The sequence below is a fragment of the Nitrococcus sp. genome (assembly GCF_059432795.1).
On record NZ_JBXWZQ010000032.1, the window covers coordinates 1 to 15,897 of the forward strand.

The 15,897-nt window shown below is 61.1% G+C and carries 14 protein-coding genes; 4 read left to right on the top strand and 10 right to left on the bottom strand.

From position 1 onward, the window contains the following. The 3 genes from AC52Q4_RS02860 to tsaB form a co-directional block, all read right to left on the bottom strand. A partial coding sequence (locus AC52Q4_RS02860; protein ID WP_495535293.1) for a metal ABC transporter solute-binding protein, Zn/Mn family occupies positions 1–776 on the bottom strand: 776 nt, incomplete at its 3' end. A 105-nt stretch (positions 777–881) separates the two neighbouring features. Then, positions 882–1,226 carry a histidine triad nucleotide-binding protein gene (locus AC52Q4_RS02865; protein WP_495535294.1) on the bottom strand — a complete coding sequence of 115 codons (345 nt, stop codon included), beginning with the start codon at positions 1,224–1,226 and terminating at the stop codon, positions 882–884. 397 nt (positions 1,227–1,623) lie between these two features. Beyond that, complete coding sequence (tsaB, locus tag AC52Q4_RS02870; RefSeq protein WP_495535295.1) at positions 1,624–2,304, bottom strand: tRNA (adenosine(37)-N6)-threonylcarbamoyltransferase complex dimerization subunit type 1 TsaB; 681 nt, start codon at positions 2,302–2,304, stop codon at positions 1,624–1,626. A 515-nt stretch (positions 2,305–2,819) separates the two neighbouring features. Between tsaB and ectA the strand changes: the two genes are divergently transcribed. From ectA to AC52Q4_RS02885, 3 genes are all read left to right on the top strand, one after another. Beyond that, positions 2,820–3,341 carry a diaminobutyrate acetyltransferase gene (ectA, locus tag AC52Q4_RS02875; protein WP_495535296.1) on the top strand — a complete coding sequence of 174 codons (522 nt, stop codon included), beginning with the start codon at positions 2,820–2,822 and terminating at the stop codon, positions 3,339–3,341. A 74-nt stretch (positions 3,342–3,415) separates the two neighbouring features. Next, positions 3,416–4,711, top strand: coding sequence for a diaminobutyrate--2-oxoglutarate transaminase (gene ectB / locus AC52Q4_RS02880; RefSeq protein WP_495535297.1), 1,296 nt, complete (start codon positions 3,416–3,418; stop codon positions 4,709–4,711). Between the two features lie 32 nt (positions 4,712–4,743). After that, positions 4,744–5,127 (top strand): ectoine synthase, encoded by a 384-nt coding sequence (locus AC52Q4_RS02885; RefSeq protein WP_495535298.1) that lies wholly within the window; start codon positions 4,744–4,746, stop codon positions 5,125–5,127. 193 nt (positions 5,128–5,320) lie between these two features. On the opposite strand, the gene yoaA is transcribed toward AC52Q4_RS02885, so the two are convergent. The 4 genes from yoaA to AC52Q4_RS02905 are packed head-to-tail and all read right to left on the bottom strand — an operon-like array spanning position 5,321 to position 10,619. Next, positions 5,321–7,240 carry a DNA repair helicase YoaA gene (yoaA, locus tag AC52Q4_RS02890; protein WP_495535299.1) on the bottom strand — a complete coding sequence of 640 codons (1,920 nt, stop codon included), beginning with the start codon at positions 7,238–7,240 and terminating at the stop codon, positions 5,321–5,323. Beyond that, positions 7,237–7,746, bottom strand: coding sequence for a tetratricopeptide repeat protein (locus AC52Q4_RS02895; protein WP_495535300.1), 510 nt, complete (start codon positions 7,744–7,746; stop codon positions 7,237–7,239). The genes yoaA and AC52Q4_RS02895 overlap by 4 nt, the downstream gene beginning before the upstream one ends. After that, complete coding sequence (mrcB, locus tag AC52Q4_RS02900; RefSeq protein WP_495535301.1) at positions 7,746–10,064, bottom strand: penicillin-binding protein 1B; 2,319 nt, start codon at positions 10,062–10,064, stop codon at positions 7,746–7,748. The genes AC52Q4_RS02895 and mrcB overlap by 1 nt, the downstream gene beginning before the upstream one ends. 30 nt (positions 10,065–10,094) lie before the next feature. After that, on the bottom strand, positions 10,095–10,619 hold the full coding sequence (locus AC52Q4_RS02905) for a disulfide bond formation protein B (protein ID WP_495535302.1): 525 nt from the start codon (positions 10,617–10,619) through the stop codon (positions 10,095–10,097). A 187-nt stretch (positions 10,620–10,806) separates the two neighbouring features. Here AC52Q4_RS02905 and AC52Q4_RS02910 point away from each other — a divergent pair, with 187 nt between their 5' ends. Further along, positions 10,807–13,242 carry an acyl-CoA dehydrogenase gene (locus AC52Q4_RS02910; RefSeq protein ID WP_495535303.1) on the top strand — a complete coding sequence of 812 codons (2,436 nt, stop codon included), beginning with the start codon at positions 10,807–10,809 and terminating at the stop codon, positions 13,240–13,242. Between the two features lie 69 nt (positions 13,243–13,311). Here AC52Q4_RS02910 and AC52Q4_RS02915 read toward each other — a convergent pair whose 3' ends face one another. The 3 genes from AC52Q4_RS02915 to AC52Q4_RS02925 all read right to left on the bottom strand — a co-directional run. Then, positions 13,312–14,988: a GGDEF domain-containing protein gene (locus AC52Q4_RS02915; RefSeq protein ID WP_495535304.1), complete on the bottom strand. Its 1,677-nt coding sequence runs from the start codon at positions 14,986–14,988 to the stop codon at positions 13,312–13,314. A gap of 358 nt (positions 14,989–15,346) precedes the next feature. Further along, positions 15,347–15,682, bottom strand: a complete 336-nt coding sequence (locus AC52Q4_RS02920; RefSeq protein WP_495535305.1) for a DUF59 domain-containing protein — start codon at positions 15,680–15,682, stop codon at positions 15,347–15,349. A gap of 11 nt (positions 15,683–15,693) precedes the next feature. Then, positions 15,694–15,897: iron-sulfur cluster assembly scaffold protein (locus AC52Q4_RS02925; protein WP_495535306.1), on the bottom strand; the 204-nt coding region annotated here is incomplete at its 5' end.

Here is a 15,897-nt window from a genome sequence, read left to right on the forward strand (position 1 = left end):
ACTTCCTCCTGCTTGGCCCATTCGATCAAACGTCCCAGAGCGGCTGCCCCGGGCGTTTTACCAGAGACCTCGATCGCAATCTGGCGCAGCCCGTACTCGTCAGCGAAACAACCCCACGCCGGATGGATAACCAGAAAGCTCCGGTTTTTCAGACTCGCCAATAAGCGGCGAATCTCGGAATCGAGCTCGCGCAGATCCGCGGCGAAGGCGTGATAGTTCGCCTCGTACTCAGGGGCACCGGCCGGGTCCAGACGCGAAAGGTCGTCACGTATGCGCGCGGCCATCGCCATCACCAGCCGTGGATTGGTCCAGATGTGGAAATCCTCGGCGCCCGCCCCATGACCCAAGCCGCCACAAGGCTGCTCTGCATCGCTGCGCAAGCGGATACCCGCCCTGAGATCGCTTACCTGCATCCGCGAATTGGCGCTGCGGATGCGCTCCATCCAGCTCTGCTCGAAGAGCCCGCCGATACGGAAGTAAATATCGGCGTCCGCCAGGGCGGCCATCTGCCTCGGGGTGGGCTCATACGTATGCGGGCTGTTGCCGGGCTGAACCATGACGCCGACCTGCGCACGATCACCGGCGATTCGGGTGACGAAGGTCTTCTGCGGAGCGACACTAACGAAGACGTGCAGCGGCAGGGTGACATTTGCAGCCGTGCAGACTCCCGTCAGCGATAACAGACACAATCCCAACAATTGCACCGAGATAGACAGGCGCACCGCGGCGCAGCCTCTGTGCATTGACGTTGCAATGCCACCGAACGCCTCGCTCATCGAGGTACGGCCGGCTCATGGGAGCGAGATTCAGTAGCCCATCGCATCGAGCTTGCAGTCACACGCATGCCTGCGCCTGCCCTTCCTAAAGGTGGCAGCGGTTACTCAAGTAACCACCATCGGCCCCATCGGCCTTCCACCCATCAAGTGCAGATGCAGATGGTAGACTTCCTGCCCGCCGTGGCGATTGCAGTTTATTAATAGTCGATAGCCATCAGCAGCAATCCCCTCCTTTCGAGCCAGATCGCGGGCGACGATGATCATATGTCCGACCAGTGTCTCGTCTGCATCGTCAATGTCGTTGACCGTCGGAATCTCTTTGTTGGGGATGATGAGGATGTGAACCGGGGCCTTGGGGCTGATATCCCGAAAGGCGGTCACCTGATCGTCGCGGTAAACGATATCAGCAGGCACGTCGCCGTTGACGATCTGCGCAAAGATATTCGCCATAATCACTTCGCCTTCACTGAAGCTCAGACGCCGATCATAGCCTGATAACACAGCAGCCGGTGCTCAAACCACCCCTGGATGCCATCAGACCCATCGGTCGGCGCGAAACGCTGTCCTCCGATCGTGCGCCCTGAGGCGGCTCGAGAACGTGCGCCCACCCGAGCGATGCGCCATAAGCCGCGCGCATGATAACGTAACGTCGCGGGTCGCGCACGCCGACAGCGGCTGCTCGCGCTTCGCATCGTGGCGCCGATAGCAGTCGCGGGTCGCGCACGCCGACAGCGGCGTTGCTATGAACCGGGCCGAGGCCATACCCGGTTTGACACGTCACTCAGAAATGTTTCCCGGAATTCGGACCAGGCCGGCATCCGGTGGGAGCGAGCCGTCGGGTGCGGCGTCAGGTCACGCGATTTCGCAGATACACGGGTAACGCCTGGCTGGCATCGACCCGAACGCCCTGTCGATACAGCACGCGCGCGATACTCAGGCAGTCCTGGGCGTCCGGCAAACGCCCGCCATCGATGCCAAGCGCTGGCCGGCCGCAGCGCGACACGAGACGTGCCCCGTAAACGTCCCACCCCGTACCGACACCGCACCATGGGCCGAGCCGCGGCGGCACGGTTACCGCATCGGGGGAGACGACTGTCTCCTCTGAGACGGCGACCATAATCCCCTGCTCACCCAGCCGATAGGCGCCCCAGTAAACTTCATCCATGCGCGCGTCGATCGCCGCGAGCACAGCCGCGCCTCCCTGCTCCCGATAATTGCCTTGTGCGAGGCACGCCAGAGTCGAGACTGGGATCACCGGGCGATCCGCCCCGTACGCGAGCCCCTGGGCTATCCCGGCCGCAATGCGAATGCCGGTGAACGAGCCGGGTCCGCGACAATAGGCTATGGCGTCCAGATCCTGCAGCCGCAGGCCAGCCTGCTCCAGCAATTCGTCAAGCATGGGAAGCAGGTGCCGGGCGTGACCGCGCGGCATCAGCTCATAACGGCTCAAGACGCCAGCTGAGGTGAGAAGCGCGGCAGAACATGCCTCGGTCGTCGCATCAAAAGCCAGTATTCGGGCAACACTCACGGGTGTTTCCTGGGTGATTCACCTGCCGGCGAGACGGTGCCTGTGTTTCGCCCGGGGTGGAAGTGGATTGCTGCAGCCCCGCAGCGCACGCGGCAGGGCAAGAGTTTTCCATTCATTCGTCAATAAGTATTTCTGTAACAGTAACTTGCATCTCCATAAACCCCTCCCGTCCGGAATTCGACCTTGACATCGTTGCAGCCAGCGTATTTAATTTTGATCAAGCATTGTCCGCGAAATCAGGAATGCGTTTAATTTCAATCGCTTCTATCGACAGGTTGCCTAACCTGCGCTCAGGCCAACATCCCTTCGCAGATTATCCCAGACCCACGGAATCTTGTCATCGGCATAAGACATTGCTTTTCCGACAAGAATTCGCTGCGTTGAGGGGTGTGTTCCACAATCCTCCGGCAATCGCATCGCTCGACGTCGATCGTAATCGGTTCTCGCGACCGCCTGTGTCTCGCGCCAGATGAGCACACCAAGAGGATATCCCGCCTAAGCTTACGGAGGTGGCTGTGGCGCCCACGAAACCGAATGCGGAGCTCATTATTCGTCAGCCCCACGTCGATGACGGCGCGGCCATATGGCGCGTCGTCAAAGAATCCGGTGTCCTCGACCTCAACTCGAGCTACCTCTATCTGCTGCTCGCGAAGGACTTTGCTGATACCTGTGTCGTTGCCGAGCTGGATGGCGAGGTGGTCGGCTTCGTCACCGGCTACCGACCGCCGACCCGGGGCGAGGTCGTTTTCCTCTGGCAGGTCGGGATTCTCCCGAGCATGCAGGGGCGTGGCCTGGGCAAACAGCTCGTGACCGACTTTCTGAATAGCCCCGGCGCCGAGGGGGCGACGATGCTCGAGACGACCGTGGCGCCATCGAACACCGCATCCCGTGCACTCTTTCAAGCGATCGCCCGGCAACTCGGCGTGGAGTGCCGCATCAACCCTTGCTTTAGCGCCGGTCAGTTTCCCGAGCCAGGTCACGAAGACGAGGAGCTGTACCGCATAGGACCCTTGCCGCACAGGGCAGTCGCGCGCTGATCGGATTTGTGCGAATGGGCCGGCAGCTGCTTCACGTCGAACCAGCTCAGTTATAGACACTAGAGGTGCTCTCAATGGAACTAATGGAGGCTATCGAACGCTACGAGTCCGAGGTGCGCAGCTACGTGCGCAACTTTCCAACGGTGTTCGAAAAGGCCCGGGGATCCTATCTCTATGACGTCGATGGCAAAGCCTATCTTGACTTTTTCGCTGGTGCGAGCGTGCTCAATTACGGGCACAATCACCCCGAACTCAAGAAGGTGCTGATCGACTACCTCGCCGCCGACAACGTGACCCATAGCCTTGATATGGCGAGCCGGGCGCGTGCGGAGTTCCTCATGACCTTCCATGAGAAGATACTCGAGCCCCGCGGCATGAATCACCGTGTCCAGTTCCCTGGTCCCACCGGTACGAACGCGGTCGAAAGCGCCTTGAAAATCGCGCGCAAAACGAAGGGCCGGGAGAAGATCATCGCCTTCACCAATGCCTTCCACGGCATGACCTTGGGCTCGCTGTCGGTTACCGGTAACGCGTTCAAGCGCGCCGGCGCCGGCGTGTCGTTGACGCACAGCGACCCAATGCCATTCGATGGCTATCTTGGGGAGGGGTTCGATACGATCGACTATCTCGATCGTGTGCTCGATGACGGCGGTAGCGGCGTCGATCAACCGGCGGCCGTCATCACCGAGACCTTACAGGCCGAGGGCGGCGTCAATATCGCCTCCGTCGCGTGGCTGCGCCACCTGCAGCAGCTTTGCCGCAAGCACGACATGCTGCTCATCATCGACGACATTCAGGCGGGGTGCGGCCGTACGGGAACGTTCTTCAGCTTCGAGGAGGCGCAGCTCGACCCGGACCTCATTACCGTGTCCAAGTCGCTGAGCGGTTACGGCTTGCCGCTGGCGCTCACGCTGGTCAAACCGGAATACGATATCTGGGAGCCGGGCGAACACAACGGCACGTTTCGGGGTCACAACCCCGCCATGGTCACCGCTAAGCGGGCACTCGAGCTCTTTTGGAGCGACGACACATTCAGCGAGCAGATACTGGCCAAAGGGCGCTATATGCGCGACGCCTTGGAGAAGATGGCAAAGAAATACCCGGAGGCACCGGGGACGGTGCGCGGCCGCGGTATGCTGCAAGCAATCGAATTTGCCAACAAGGGCCTCGCGGGCACCATCTCGAAGAAGGCTTTCAAGCATGGCATGATCATTGAGACAGCAGGGCCGGATGACGCGGTGCTCAAACTCATGCCGCCGCTAACCACCGAGCACGCGGACTTGGAAAAAGGCCTGCAAATCATTGATCGTGCCATCGTCGAAGCCATGGAAGAGCTGGAGATCGGCGCGCCTCGGGCCGCCGGGCAGTAATCCTCTGCATGGAGTGAAGAGAGCAATCGCCTATGATCTATCGCACTTTGGACGACTTAGTAGGGACGAAAAATGACGTCCGCGCATCGACCTTTCACAGCCGCCGCTTGCTGCTCAAGGCGGACGGTATGGGGTTTTCGTTTCATGACACCGTGCTGCATGCCGGCTCGGAGACCTACATCTGGTATGCGAATCATTTGGAGGCGGTTTACTGCATCGAGGGCGAGGGTGAGCTCGAAACAGTCGACGATGGCAAAGTCTATTCGATCCGTCCCGGTGTGTTCTACGCGCTTGATAAGCACGACAAACATTACCTTCGCGCCAAATCACAGCTGCGGATGATGTGCGTGTTCAGTCCCGCCCTCACCGGACAGGAAGTCCACGACGAACAGGGCACGTACCCCCTTATCGAATAGCCGCCCCGCGATTACCGCAAAATTGCTTGTCGAGGATAACCGGGCACGCCCGGTTATCCTCCATGCCCTCCTATGGGTCCGCTTACGGCAAACGTCGGCCCTGGACGAAGTCTTCTCTGCACTCACCCCCTCGAGCGCCATCAACCGTGCGAATCGTGTTGATTGCGCTGGGTCAGGAGGGGAATGCACGATCTCACGCGAGGTCTCGCTCCTCGAAAAACGCTCGCACCTCCTCTAGGCGTCGGGTCAACGGAAGCGGCGGGAGGCTGCGCAGGAATACGGCTCCATAGGAACGGCTCACGATCCGATGATCGCCAATGACCAGCACGCCGCGGTCGGTGCTACCGCGAATCAGGCGCCCTACCCCTTGACGCAGCGTAATAACGGCCTGGGGCAGCTGAAAGTCAACGAAGGGATTCGCATTGCGCCGGCGCAGGGCTTCGACGCGCGCATGATGAACCGGCTCGGAGGGTGCGGCAAAGGGCAGACGATCGATCATGACGCAGGAAAGCGCCTCACCCCGTACATCCACCCCTTCCCAAAAGCTTTGCGCGCCCAACAATACCGCATCTCCGAGATCACGAAAGCGTTGCAGCAACTGATTCTGGGATAACCTTCCTTGCACGAGCAGCGGGTGCGGCAGGCGCTCGGCAAGGAAACGCGCCGCGTCCTCCAGGGCTTGATGGCTGGTAAAAAGTAGAAACGCACGCCCACCACTGGCGTGCAAGACCCGCCGCGCCATTTCCAGGTAACGCATCTGGTAACCGGGTGCGTTCGGTGCAGGCAGATCATCGGGCACATACAAAAGCGCATTGCGGGCGTAGTCAAAGGGGCTTTCCACGCGCAATGTCCGCGGCCGCTCCAGTCCGAGCTGTGCAACGTAGTGATCGAAGTGCTTGCCGACCGATAAGGTTGCCGACGTGAAGATCCAGGCGGTCCGGCGGCGGTTCATCCGATCGCGAAAGGCAGGCGCGATATCGAGTGGGGTTACATGCAATGCGAATGAAGCCGACCCGGTTTCCCACCACTTGACGTAACCGGCTTTCTCTTCCGAGCCGAGAAAGAGCTGCAAGAGTTTGACGCTTTCCGCCGCCCGCCGAGTACAGCTCTCGAGTCCCTTGCCGCGCGGCGCGTGTGGCTCGAGCACGGCGTGCAGCGCCTGCAGCCGGGCCTTCAGCTCCTGCAGCTCAGCGGCCCATCGCGAAGCTTCACTCCAAGCACCGCGGCGGGCACCTTCTCCTAAAGCGAGGCGAAACGCCAGCACTGCCCGACGCACGGTCTCTGCGGCCCGACCGATGGCGGGCGAATCCGGGGCCTCGCGCCGCTCCTGCAAGCGCGCATCCCGAGCGAGATCCGTAATTTGTCGACTGCTCAGCGTGTGCCCGAAGAAACGCGCGGCCGTATCCGCGAGCTGATGCGCCTCATCCAGCACATAGGCGTCCGCCTCCGGAAGCACCTCGCCGAAACCGCTGTCGCGAACCGCCCAATCCGCCATCAGCAAATGATGGTTAACCACGATCACATCGGCCTCCTGCGCTCGACGCCGCGCTTCCATCAGAAAACACGTAGCGTAAGCGGGGCATTGCTGGCCGAGACAATTATCGGCCGTTGCCGTCGCGCGCGCGCGCAGCGCCGAGTCATCGAGGGTCAGCGGCGCCTCCGTGAGATCGCCGCTTCGGGTGATCCGCGACCAGTCATGAAGCTCCTGAAACGCCGCGGCCTGCTCGGCATTGTCGAAGTGCCCCGCCTCCAGGGTCGCCGTCAGGCGATATCGACATAGGTAATTCGAGCGTCCCTTGAGCAAGGTAGCGCGTAAGGGGGCCTCCAATGCTTTGGCGACTAACGGCAGATCCTTATGGAAAAGCTGATCCTGCAGGGTCTTGGTGCCCGTGGACAGGACGACCTTAAGCCCGGAGCACAGTACAGGTACTAAGTAAGCAAATGTTTTACCAATGCCGGTGCCGGCCTCGACAACCAGAGTGGCATCGTCTGCCAAAGCATCGGCCACGGCCTGAGCCATTTCCATTTGTTCTGCGCGCGGCTCATAGCCCGGCACCAGCCGCGCCAGGCAACCGTTGCCGCTCAAGGCCTCACGGCATGCTTGGGCACTCATGGCTTGCTGCGAGAATCGCTCCGCCTTGCGGCCCGGGCACGCGCTTCCTTCGCCCCGGCCTTATCCCCCTGAATATCGCGCACGGCACCAATGAGCTTCCAGTCCTGACGCTTGAGAGCCGCATCGTCGCCCGCCAGTGCAATCGATTTCAACGCCAGGCTCTCGGCTTGGGCGTACCGCCCTTGACGATACCGAACGACCGCGAGATTCTGCCAAATGATGGGGTGACGCGGCACGATGCGCAACGCGCGCTCCAGGAAGGCAACCGCCCGATCATGCTCACCCGCCGCGGAGCTATCCTCCGCCCTGGATACCAGCTCACGCACCGCCTCTGGCATCGCGGCCTTGCGCTCACCCGGAACGGACGGCGGCGGCTGCTCCTCCCTGGTCTCAGGCGGCGCCGGCCGTGGGGCTGGCTCCTGCGGAGCCTCGACACCCGCGCAGCCGGCGAGCAAGCCCAACACGAAGCCAATCGTGAGGCAGCGTCCCGCGATCTCTGTGCCCATCAGTCGAATAACCTCCTCACCCAGTTCATCGCACGATCGACCTCGCTCGCCGCGCGGACGCACTCTGAGGTGCCATCAGGGGCACTGTCGCGTATATAGGGCAGCTTCACGGCATGTGCACAGTGCGAGTCCGCCATCGCCCCCGTGCGTTCATCGATCCAGCGCTTCTGCACGCTCTGTGGCGGGACCGGTTCGTATGGCTGCAGGGGCAACTGCCTCATCATCTCCCCCCATACCTGCATCGCGCCGCTGGAACCGGTCAACCCGGTGCGGCCGTTATCGTCCCGGCCGACCCAGGCCACGGCGAGCCGTTGCCCGGTGAAGCCGGCAAACCAGCTGTCGCGCGTGTCGTCGGTCGTCCCCGTTTTGCCGGCCACGTTCGCCTCCGCTGGCAGCATGCGAGACAGGCCATGAGCGGTGCCCTGGCGCACCACTTCCTGCAAACCGTAACGCAAGAGATAGATCGGACCCGATTCGAACGCCCGCGACACTTCGAGCGGATAGTGATTCAAGACATCATAGTCCGGCGTCATGATGGCCCGCACCGCCCGCAACGGAGTACGAAACCCCCCCGAGGCGATAGTCTCGTACATCTGGGTAACCTCAAGCGGGGTGAACTGCACAGCGCCCAATAGCAGAGAGGGATAGACCGTGTCAGGCACCCGTCCGCCCAGGCGCTGGATGGTGTCGGCGACCGCGCGCAAGCCGACGTCCAAACCGAGCCTCACGGTCGGGACGTTGTAGGAATGCGCCAGCGCTAACCATAGCGGCACGACCCCGTGGCGCTTGCGGTCATAATTGCGCGGCGTCCAGAGCTGGCCATTGGCATTTTTGAGCGTGACGGGCTTGTCCTGCAACAAGCTGCCCAGACCGAATTGTCGTGGCCGAGCCAGGGCAGTGAGGTAAATCGCCGGTTTGATCAGCGAACCGATTTGACGCCGGGCATCCAGTGCCCGATTGAAGCCGGCGTAGCGTGGATCGCGCCCCCCTACCACGGCTTCCACTTCGCCATCCTCCACTGTCACGACGATGACTGCGCCCTCGGTTCCAGGCAACCAATCCCGCGCGCGTTCGGCGAGCGCCTGCTCCGCCGTGTGCTGCACCGAGGGCGCCAGAGTGGTAAAGATGAGCAGCCCCTCGGAGGTCAGATCCTTGTAGCGATAGTCCCGCCGCAAATGCCGCTTGACCAGGTCCATAAAAGCCGGGAATGCGCTGTCAGCGCTTTGCGATCGCGGCACCACAGCCAGTTCGCGACGCTTCGCTCGCTGCCCTTCAGCCCGCGAAGCAAACCCCTGCTCGAGCATGGCATCGAGCACCTGAATACGCCGAGAGCGCGCGCGCTCGGCGTCTCTGCGGGGGTTGTAGTAAGACGGCCCCTTGACGAGACCCACCAGGAGCGCCTGCTGATTGAGTTCGAGCTGAGCGAGCGGTTTGTCGAAATAGTACCGGCTGGCGAGGCCAAAGCCATGGACGGCCCGATTTCCGTCCTGTGCGAGATACACTTCATTGAGGTAAGCTTCGAGGATTTCGCGCTTGCTGTAATGAAGCTCTAGCAGGATCGCCATAACGGCTTCATTGAGCTTGCGCCAGAGCGTGCGCTCATTACTGAGAAAGTAGTTCTTCACCAGTTGCTGGGTCAGTGTGCTTCCGCCCTGCACCCAGCGCCCAGCCCGGATATCCGCTATGAGCGCCCGGCCAATACCCGCCAGTGAGATCCCATGATGCTGCAGGAACCGCCGATCCTCGATGGCGATCAGGGCCTCGACCAGGGGTTGCGGCACCTCCTCCAGACGCACCAGAACGCGATCCTCGCGCCGCGCGGGATAGATGTTAGCGATTCGAGCCGGGTCCAGACGGGCCAGCGGCAATTTCGTGCCGTCACGTGCATTACGCACTGCCGCGACGCGCCCGCCGTCAAAGCGCACGTTCAGAATCCGTGACGGCTCTCCTCCATCCCAGAACCGAAAGGCGCGGGTATGAAAACGGAAAGACTCGCCCTGACGCGTGTAGGTGCCCGGCTGCTGCACGCTGGCGGAGCGGCGGTAGCCGGCCGCCTTCAGTTCGAGGAGGAATTTTTGGCTGTCGAGCCGAGCGCCTGGATAAAGCTCCAGCGGACGGGCGAAGACGCGGGCAGGGATCGCCCAGCGTTTACCTTCGAACTCGGTAACGATACGGCGGTTGAGCCAGTACGTATAGGCACCGCCGGCGGCCACCAGCAGCATCAGCAAGATAAGGAAAAAACGCCACAGCGGGCGACGGCGGCGTCGGGAGTCCCCTTTGCCGTTGGACTTATGCTGCTTGCGCCGACGCTTGGCCATGGCTCGGACCGCTCGGATACGGCATGCAGGTCAAGGATTGGTATAGGATAAAGGCGACGGCTGGCGCGCCCAGTTCAGCACGATCCCTGCCGTGCCCAGAGCGACGAACCCCACCAGACTCCAGACCGGTAGCGAAATCCCAAGCAGTCGGTCCACGTGAGCACACTCGCCGGAGCCCTGCAGTGCCATCTGCACGGCATCCCACAGCGGCAACGTTTCGAGCAGGTAGTCGAGACCCGGCCCGCAGGCCGGAACTTCATCGCCGGGCAATGATTGGATCCAGATATGCCGCGCGGCCAACACACCGCCCGCCAGCGCGATGACGGCAATCACCAAGGCATAGATCCGTGCACCACCCTGGCGCGGTGCGTACAGCCCGGCAATGAGGAACGCGCCACCAAGAAGAAGAAATCCCATACGCTGAAACACGCACAGCGGGCATGGGTCCAAGCCTTCGTAAAACTGCAGATAATAGGCAAAGGCGAGCAAGGCGGAGCACACGGCAAATCCGACCAGATTCAGCGGCCGACGCCAGAGGACCAATCTTTCGAGCATAATCTTTGTGACGTCGTCTGCTTGGGGAAATCCGGCAATACTACCAGAACTGACTCATCCACCGTGCCAACCGGCTTCCGATACCCGAGAAATTTTATACGCTGCAGCATGGACGCTAACGGACCGCACGGCTAGAGCTGCATGAAGGAAGTCCGGCACGCGGTCCCACAAAAGAAGGAGAAGTTCAATGCTAGCTTTCGCCTGGCTCATCTTATTCATCGTATTGATCGGCGTTCTTGCATTCAATCAAGCTCCATTGTGGCTTAACACGACAGCAATCGCCGTCTATCTGGCGCTGCTCAGCGTGGCGAGTGCGCCGGCCTGGCCCTGGATCGTTCCCCTTTGGTTGCTGTTCGTTGCCGTGGCGATCCCGCTCAATATACCGACATTGCGCCGTTCGGTAGTTACCGCACGCGTGTTCACCTGGTTCAAAAACACCCTGCCGAGCCTATCGGACACTGAAACAGCGGCATTGGAAGCCGGTACGGTCTGGTGGGACGGCGATTTGTTCACGGGACGGCCCAACTGGAAGAAATTGCTGGGCTACCCGATGTCCACGCTATCCGAGGCAGAACAGGCGTTTCTCGATGGCCCAGTGGAGGAGCTCTGCCGGATGGTAAACGACTGGGACGTCACCCATAGCCGCATGGATCTGCCACCGCGCGCCTGGCAATACTTGAGGGAAGAAGGCTTTTTCGGGCTCATCATTCCCAAGGAATATGGCGGCAAGGGCTTCTCGGCACTCGCGCACTCCGAGATCACCATGAAGCTGGCCAGCCATTGCGGTGATCTGGGCTCCACGGTCATGGTCCCCAATTCGCTGGGGCCGGCGGAACTGCTCATACGCTACGGTTCCGAGCCGCAGCGCGACTACTATCTGCCCCGGCTGGCACGCGGCGAGGAGATTCCCTGTTTCGCCCTAACCGGACCGGAAGCGGGCTCCGATGCCGGCTCGATTCCCGATACCGGTGTGGTTTGCAAGGGCATCCACAACGGAAAGGAAGTTGTCGGCCTGCGGCTGAACTGGGAAAAACGCTACATCACTCTCGGCCCGATCGCCACGGTGCTCGGTCTTGCCTTTAAGGCGTACGATCCGGAGCGTCTGCTGGGGGAACACGAAGAGCTCGGTATCACCTTGGCTCTTATTCCGACGAATACGCCCGGCGTGGAGATAGGTCGGCGACATCTGCCGCTGAATGCCGCTTTTATGAACGGGCCCAATCGAGGCCGGGACGTATTCATTCCGCTGAATTGGATAATTGGGGGCCACGAGCGCATCGGCCAGGGATGGATCATGCTCATGGATTGCCTGGCGGTCGGCCGCTCTATTTCACTGCCCTCGGGCGCTACGGCGCTCGCCAAAAAGATGAGCCTCACCAGCGGCGGCTATACCCGCATCCGTCGCCAATTCCAGCGCCCGATCGGGGAATTCGAGGGAGTACAGGAAGCGCTCGCCAGGATCGGTGGCAACACCTACGTGATGGATGCCGCCCGCAAACTGACCATCAGCGCCATCGATCAGGGAGAAGAGCCGGCCGTACTCTCCGCCGTGGTGAAATACCACCTGACCGAGCGGATGCGCGCATGCGTCAACGACGCTATGGACATCCACGGCGGCAAGGGAATTTGCCTCGGACCGAACAATTACCTTGGCCGCGCCTATCAAACAACGCCGATCAGCATCACGGTGGAGGGCAGCAACATTCTGACTCGAAACATGATGATCTTCGGTCAGGGGGCGTTGCGCGCTCACCCTTTTCTGCTCGCCGAGCTGCGCGCGGCACGCCCCGATCCCGAGGCAGGCGTCGCGGCATTTGACCGGCTGCTCGTCAAACACACCGGCTGGCTTATGAGCAATGCTCTTCGGGCCTTTTTATTAACGATCAGCGGCGGTTGGCTCACCGCCGGAGCCGGCAGCCCCGAGACACGCCACTATTACCGCCAGCTTAGCCGCATGGCCGCCTCTTTCGCCCTCACGGCCGACACCTGCATGCTGGTGCTGGGCGATACCCTCAAACGCCGCGAGCGTATCTCGGCCCGGCTCGGTGACTTGCTGAGCTATCTCTATCTCGCCTCGGCCACGTTGAAGCGCTATGAGGACCAGGGCAGACCGGCCGAGGATCTCCCGCTGGTGCAATGGGGCGTGGAGGATGCCTTATTCGCGATGCAAAACCGCTTGGACGACATACTGCGAAATCTTCCCTCGCGCACCGCGGCCACGCTGTTGCGAGTGCTGCTCCTTCCAACCGGTCGGCGATACCGCGCGCCGGCGGATGCAATCGGTGAGCGCATCGCTCAGCTGCTGATGCAACCACACGATGGCATCGAGCGTCTCGTGGCCGGCATTTACCGCAGCACGGACCCCGAGGATCCGAGCAAGCGCTTGGAAGATGCCTGGGCAAAGATCATTGCCGCCGAGCGTATCGAGCACAAGATAAAAGAGGCGCGGGATGCGGGAAAACTGCAACCACATCGGCGCACGGAACCGGCGAAAGCCGCTTACGACGCCGGTGTGATCGATTCCGAGGAAGCCGAAGTTCTGCGTCACGCCGACATGGCGCGCCGCAGTGTCATATCAGTTGACGATTTCGATCCTCTGGACCTTGCGCGCAGCGCCGGCTAGGCTCCGGTGTCGAGCGCGTAGACCACTTCCCGACGGGTCACCCTTATGAGGACGCTCGCCTTCAAGGGTTCATGATTGTGCATGCGACGCCGTCTCGCGATGCGTAACCACCCGGTCCCGGCCGGCCTGCTTGGCCGCATACAACGCTTGGTCGGCCCAATACATGAGATCCGTCGCGTCGTCAATCTCGGGGAATGCCGCTATACCGGCGCTAAAACTCGCCCGAAAGGTACCATTCAAGGCAATCTGGCTGATGCGACGGAAGGTCACCCGGATTTCCTCCAAGGCACGTTTTGCATCGTCCGCGGTTGACTCCGGCATGATCACCGCAAACTCCTCACCGCCATAACGCCCGACGTAGTCGGAACGCCGCAACCGCTGCTTGAACAAACGCGCCAAGGTCTTGATTACCCGGTCGCCGGCAGGATGGCCGTACGTATCATTCACCGCCTTGAAGTCATCGAGATCCACCATGGCAAAGGCCAACGCGGTCTCACGCCGGGCGGCCCGAGCGAGTTCTTTGTTGAGCTGCTCCTTGGTATAGGTATGGTTGAGTAATCCAGTCAAGTTGTCGGTGAGCATCAGCGAGCGCAGTTTACGGCCGCGTTCGGCGCGTATGGTCACGAACCTAACCAGATAGCTGGCATGAGTGGGTCCCGAGAGAAAATCGTCGCCGCCCACGCCGATGGCATCGAGTTGACGGTCCATTGCAGTACGTGGACCGAGAAAGACGATCGGAATACTGGTATGAACAGGGAATTGGCGAATCACCCGGGCCAGCTCCGCTCCCGTGCATTCCTCCAGATACATCGCCATGAGAATCACATCCGGCGATAAATCCTGCAGAGCGGCCAATGCCTTCTCTGGCTCACTCACAGCAGATACGCTCAGACCGCCCCCCTCGAGTATCCCGCGATAGTTGGCCGCCCGGGTTTCGCTCGGCTCGACCAGGAGCACGTGCAGGCGCTCCGGCTCCCGGCGATACGTCACCAAATCGAGTTCCATGACCAAATCGTGGGGATCGATAGGCGGAACGAGGTAGGAGACCACACCGGCGCGTACCGCATGCAGTCGCGTCTGAAAATCATTGCGATGGCTGATGCCGATCACCGGCAGCATGCGCCCGGATGAGTCTCGCACTTGCACCAAAAGCCGTGTGAGCGCCGCAGCGCTCGCCGGTGCATCCAGATCCACGATAACGGCGTTAGCCGGGTACGCGCGTAGCGCAGCAATCAGGCTGTCACTATCGACCACGGAGCGAAGGCGGTAGCCCAACAGGCCCATTTCCCGATTGAGCTGATCGACGATGTCCTGGTTTTGCTCCAGAACCAGTACCTGCTGGCGCGCGTCCTCATCACCGAGCAAAATGATGCCAGCGGCCGGCTCTTCGATGTTGCGACGCAGCGCCTCCAGTTCCTTTGTCACGTGAATGAGGAACTCGGGTTCCAATCGCTCCCGCCGCACTGCGGCCGGACCCAGCTTGTGGCCAAGCTCTTGGACACGTCTGGCTGCTTCACCCAGCCCCGCCTCTTGAAGACGCCTGGTGAAAATCTCGACGAGCCGTAGCATGTGCACGAGACTGTCACTATCCGAGTCGTGACTGACTGCGTGCCAGGTACGTTCCAGCTCAGTGACGGTTTGACGAATGGAACCCATATCTACGTCTGCTTCCTGCACCGATGCCCCTCCCTTGCGCTCGCCCCCCAGGTTACCGCGTTCCTGCGAACCTTGTCGCTGATAGAACACACCTCAAGCGACCGATAGGCAGCGTCGTGGTTGGGTTCATAGCGAATATTCTGGAGAAAAATTTACATACGTCACGCATTATTTTCCAGTGGCGCGATTTCCCTGGCAAACCACCATGTCGCGTTTCCATGACATGACGCGCTCAGCGAAAACCGTACCCTCTACTGAACAAATACAAAAAGGAATACGGCAGAGATTAGGGTAACTACAGGGCGCGGGTACAAAATAGTGCCGGCATCGCACGCCGCGCTCCCGACTCTAGGCACGAAGCGCTCCCCTTTCGTCATACGGGTGAGCGGATCTGGCGGGGTGAAAAGGCGAGTTAGACACGATAGGCGAGGCGGTCGGGCGAACTCGCTCAAATGAGCCCTAGTTGCAGCTTGCCCGCTTCGGACACCCGGTCCGAGCTCCACGGCGGATCCCAAGTCAGCTCCACTTCCGCCGCCTGTACTCCGGCAACCTGTTCGACGGCCGATTTGACCATACCCGGCATCTGGCCTGCGACCGGGCATGAAGGGCTCGTCAGCGTCATCACGACGTCCACGAACCCCTCGTCATTCACATCGAGCTCATAGATCAAGCCCAGCTCGTATATGCTGATCGGTATCTCCGGGTCATAGACACACCGCAACGCCCCTACCACCTCTTCGCGCAGGCTTTCGATATCCCTTTTCGGGGTAGCGGCCCCACTCATGTCGCTTCTCCTCACTCGGTGCTTATCCCTTCCTTCTCTTCCAGCGCCGCGTGCAACGTATGCCACGCGAGCGTGGCGCACTTGACGCGCATGGGATAGTCCCGCACGCCCGCGAGCACCGCCACTTTACCGAGAGCCGGTTCGGGATAGGCATCATCACGAGTTACCAAATCATGAAATTGCTCGAACAGGCCTTGCGCCTCTTCGACTGTCTT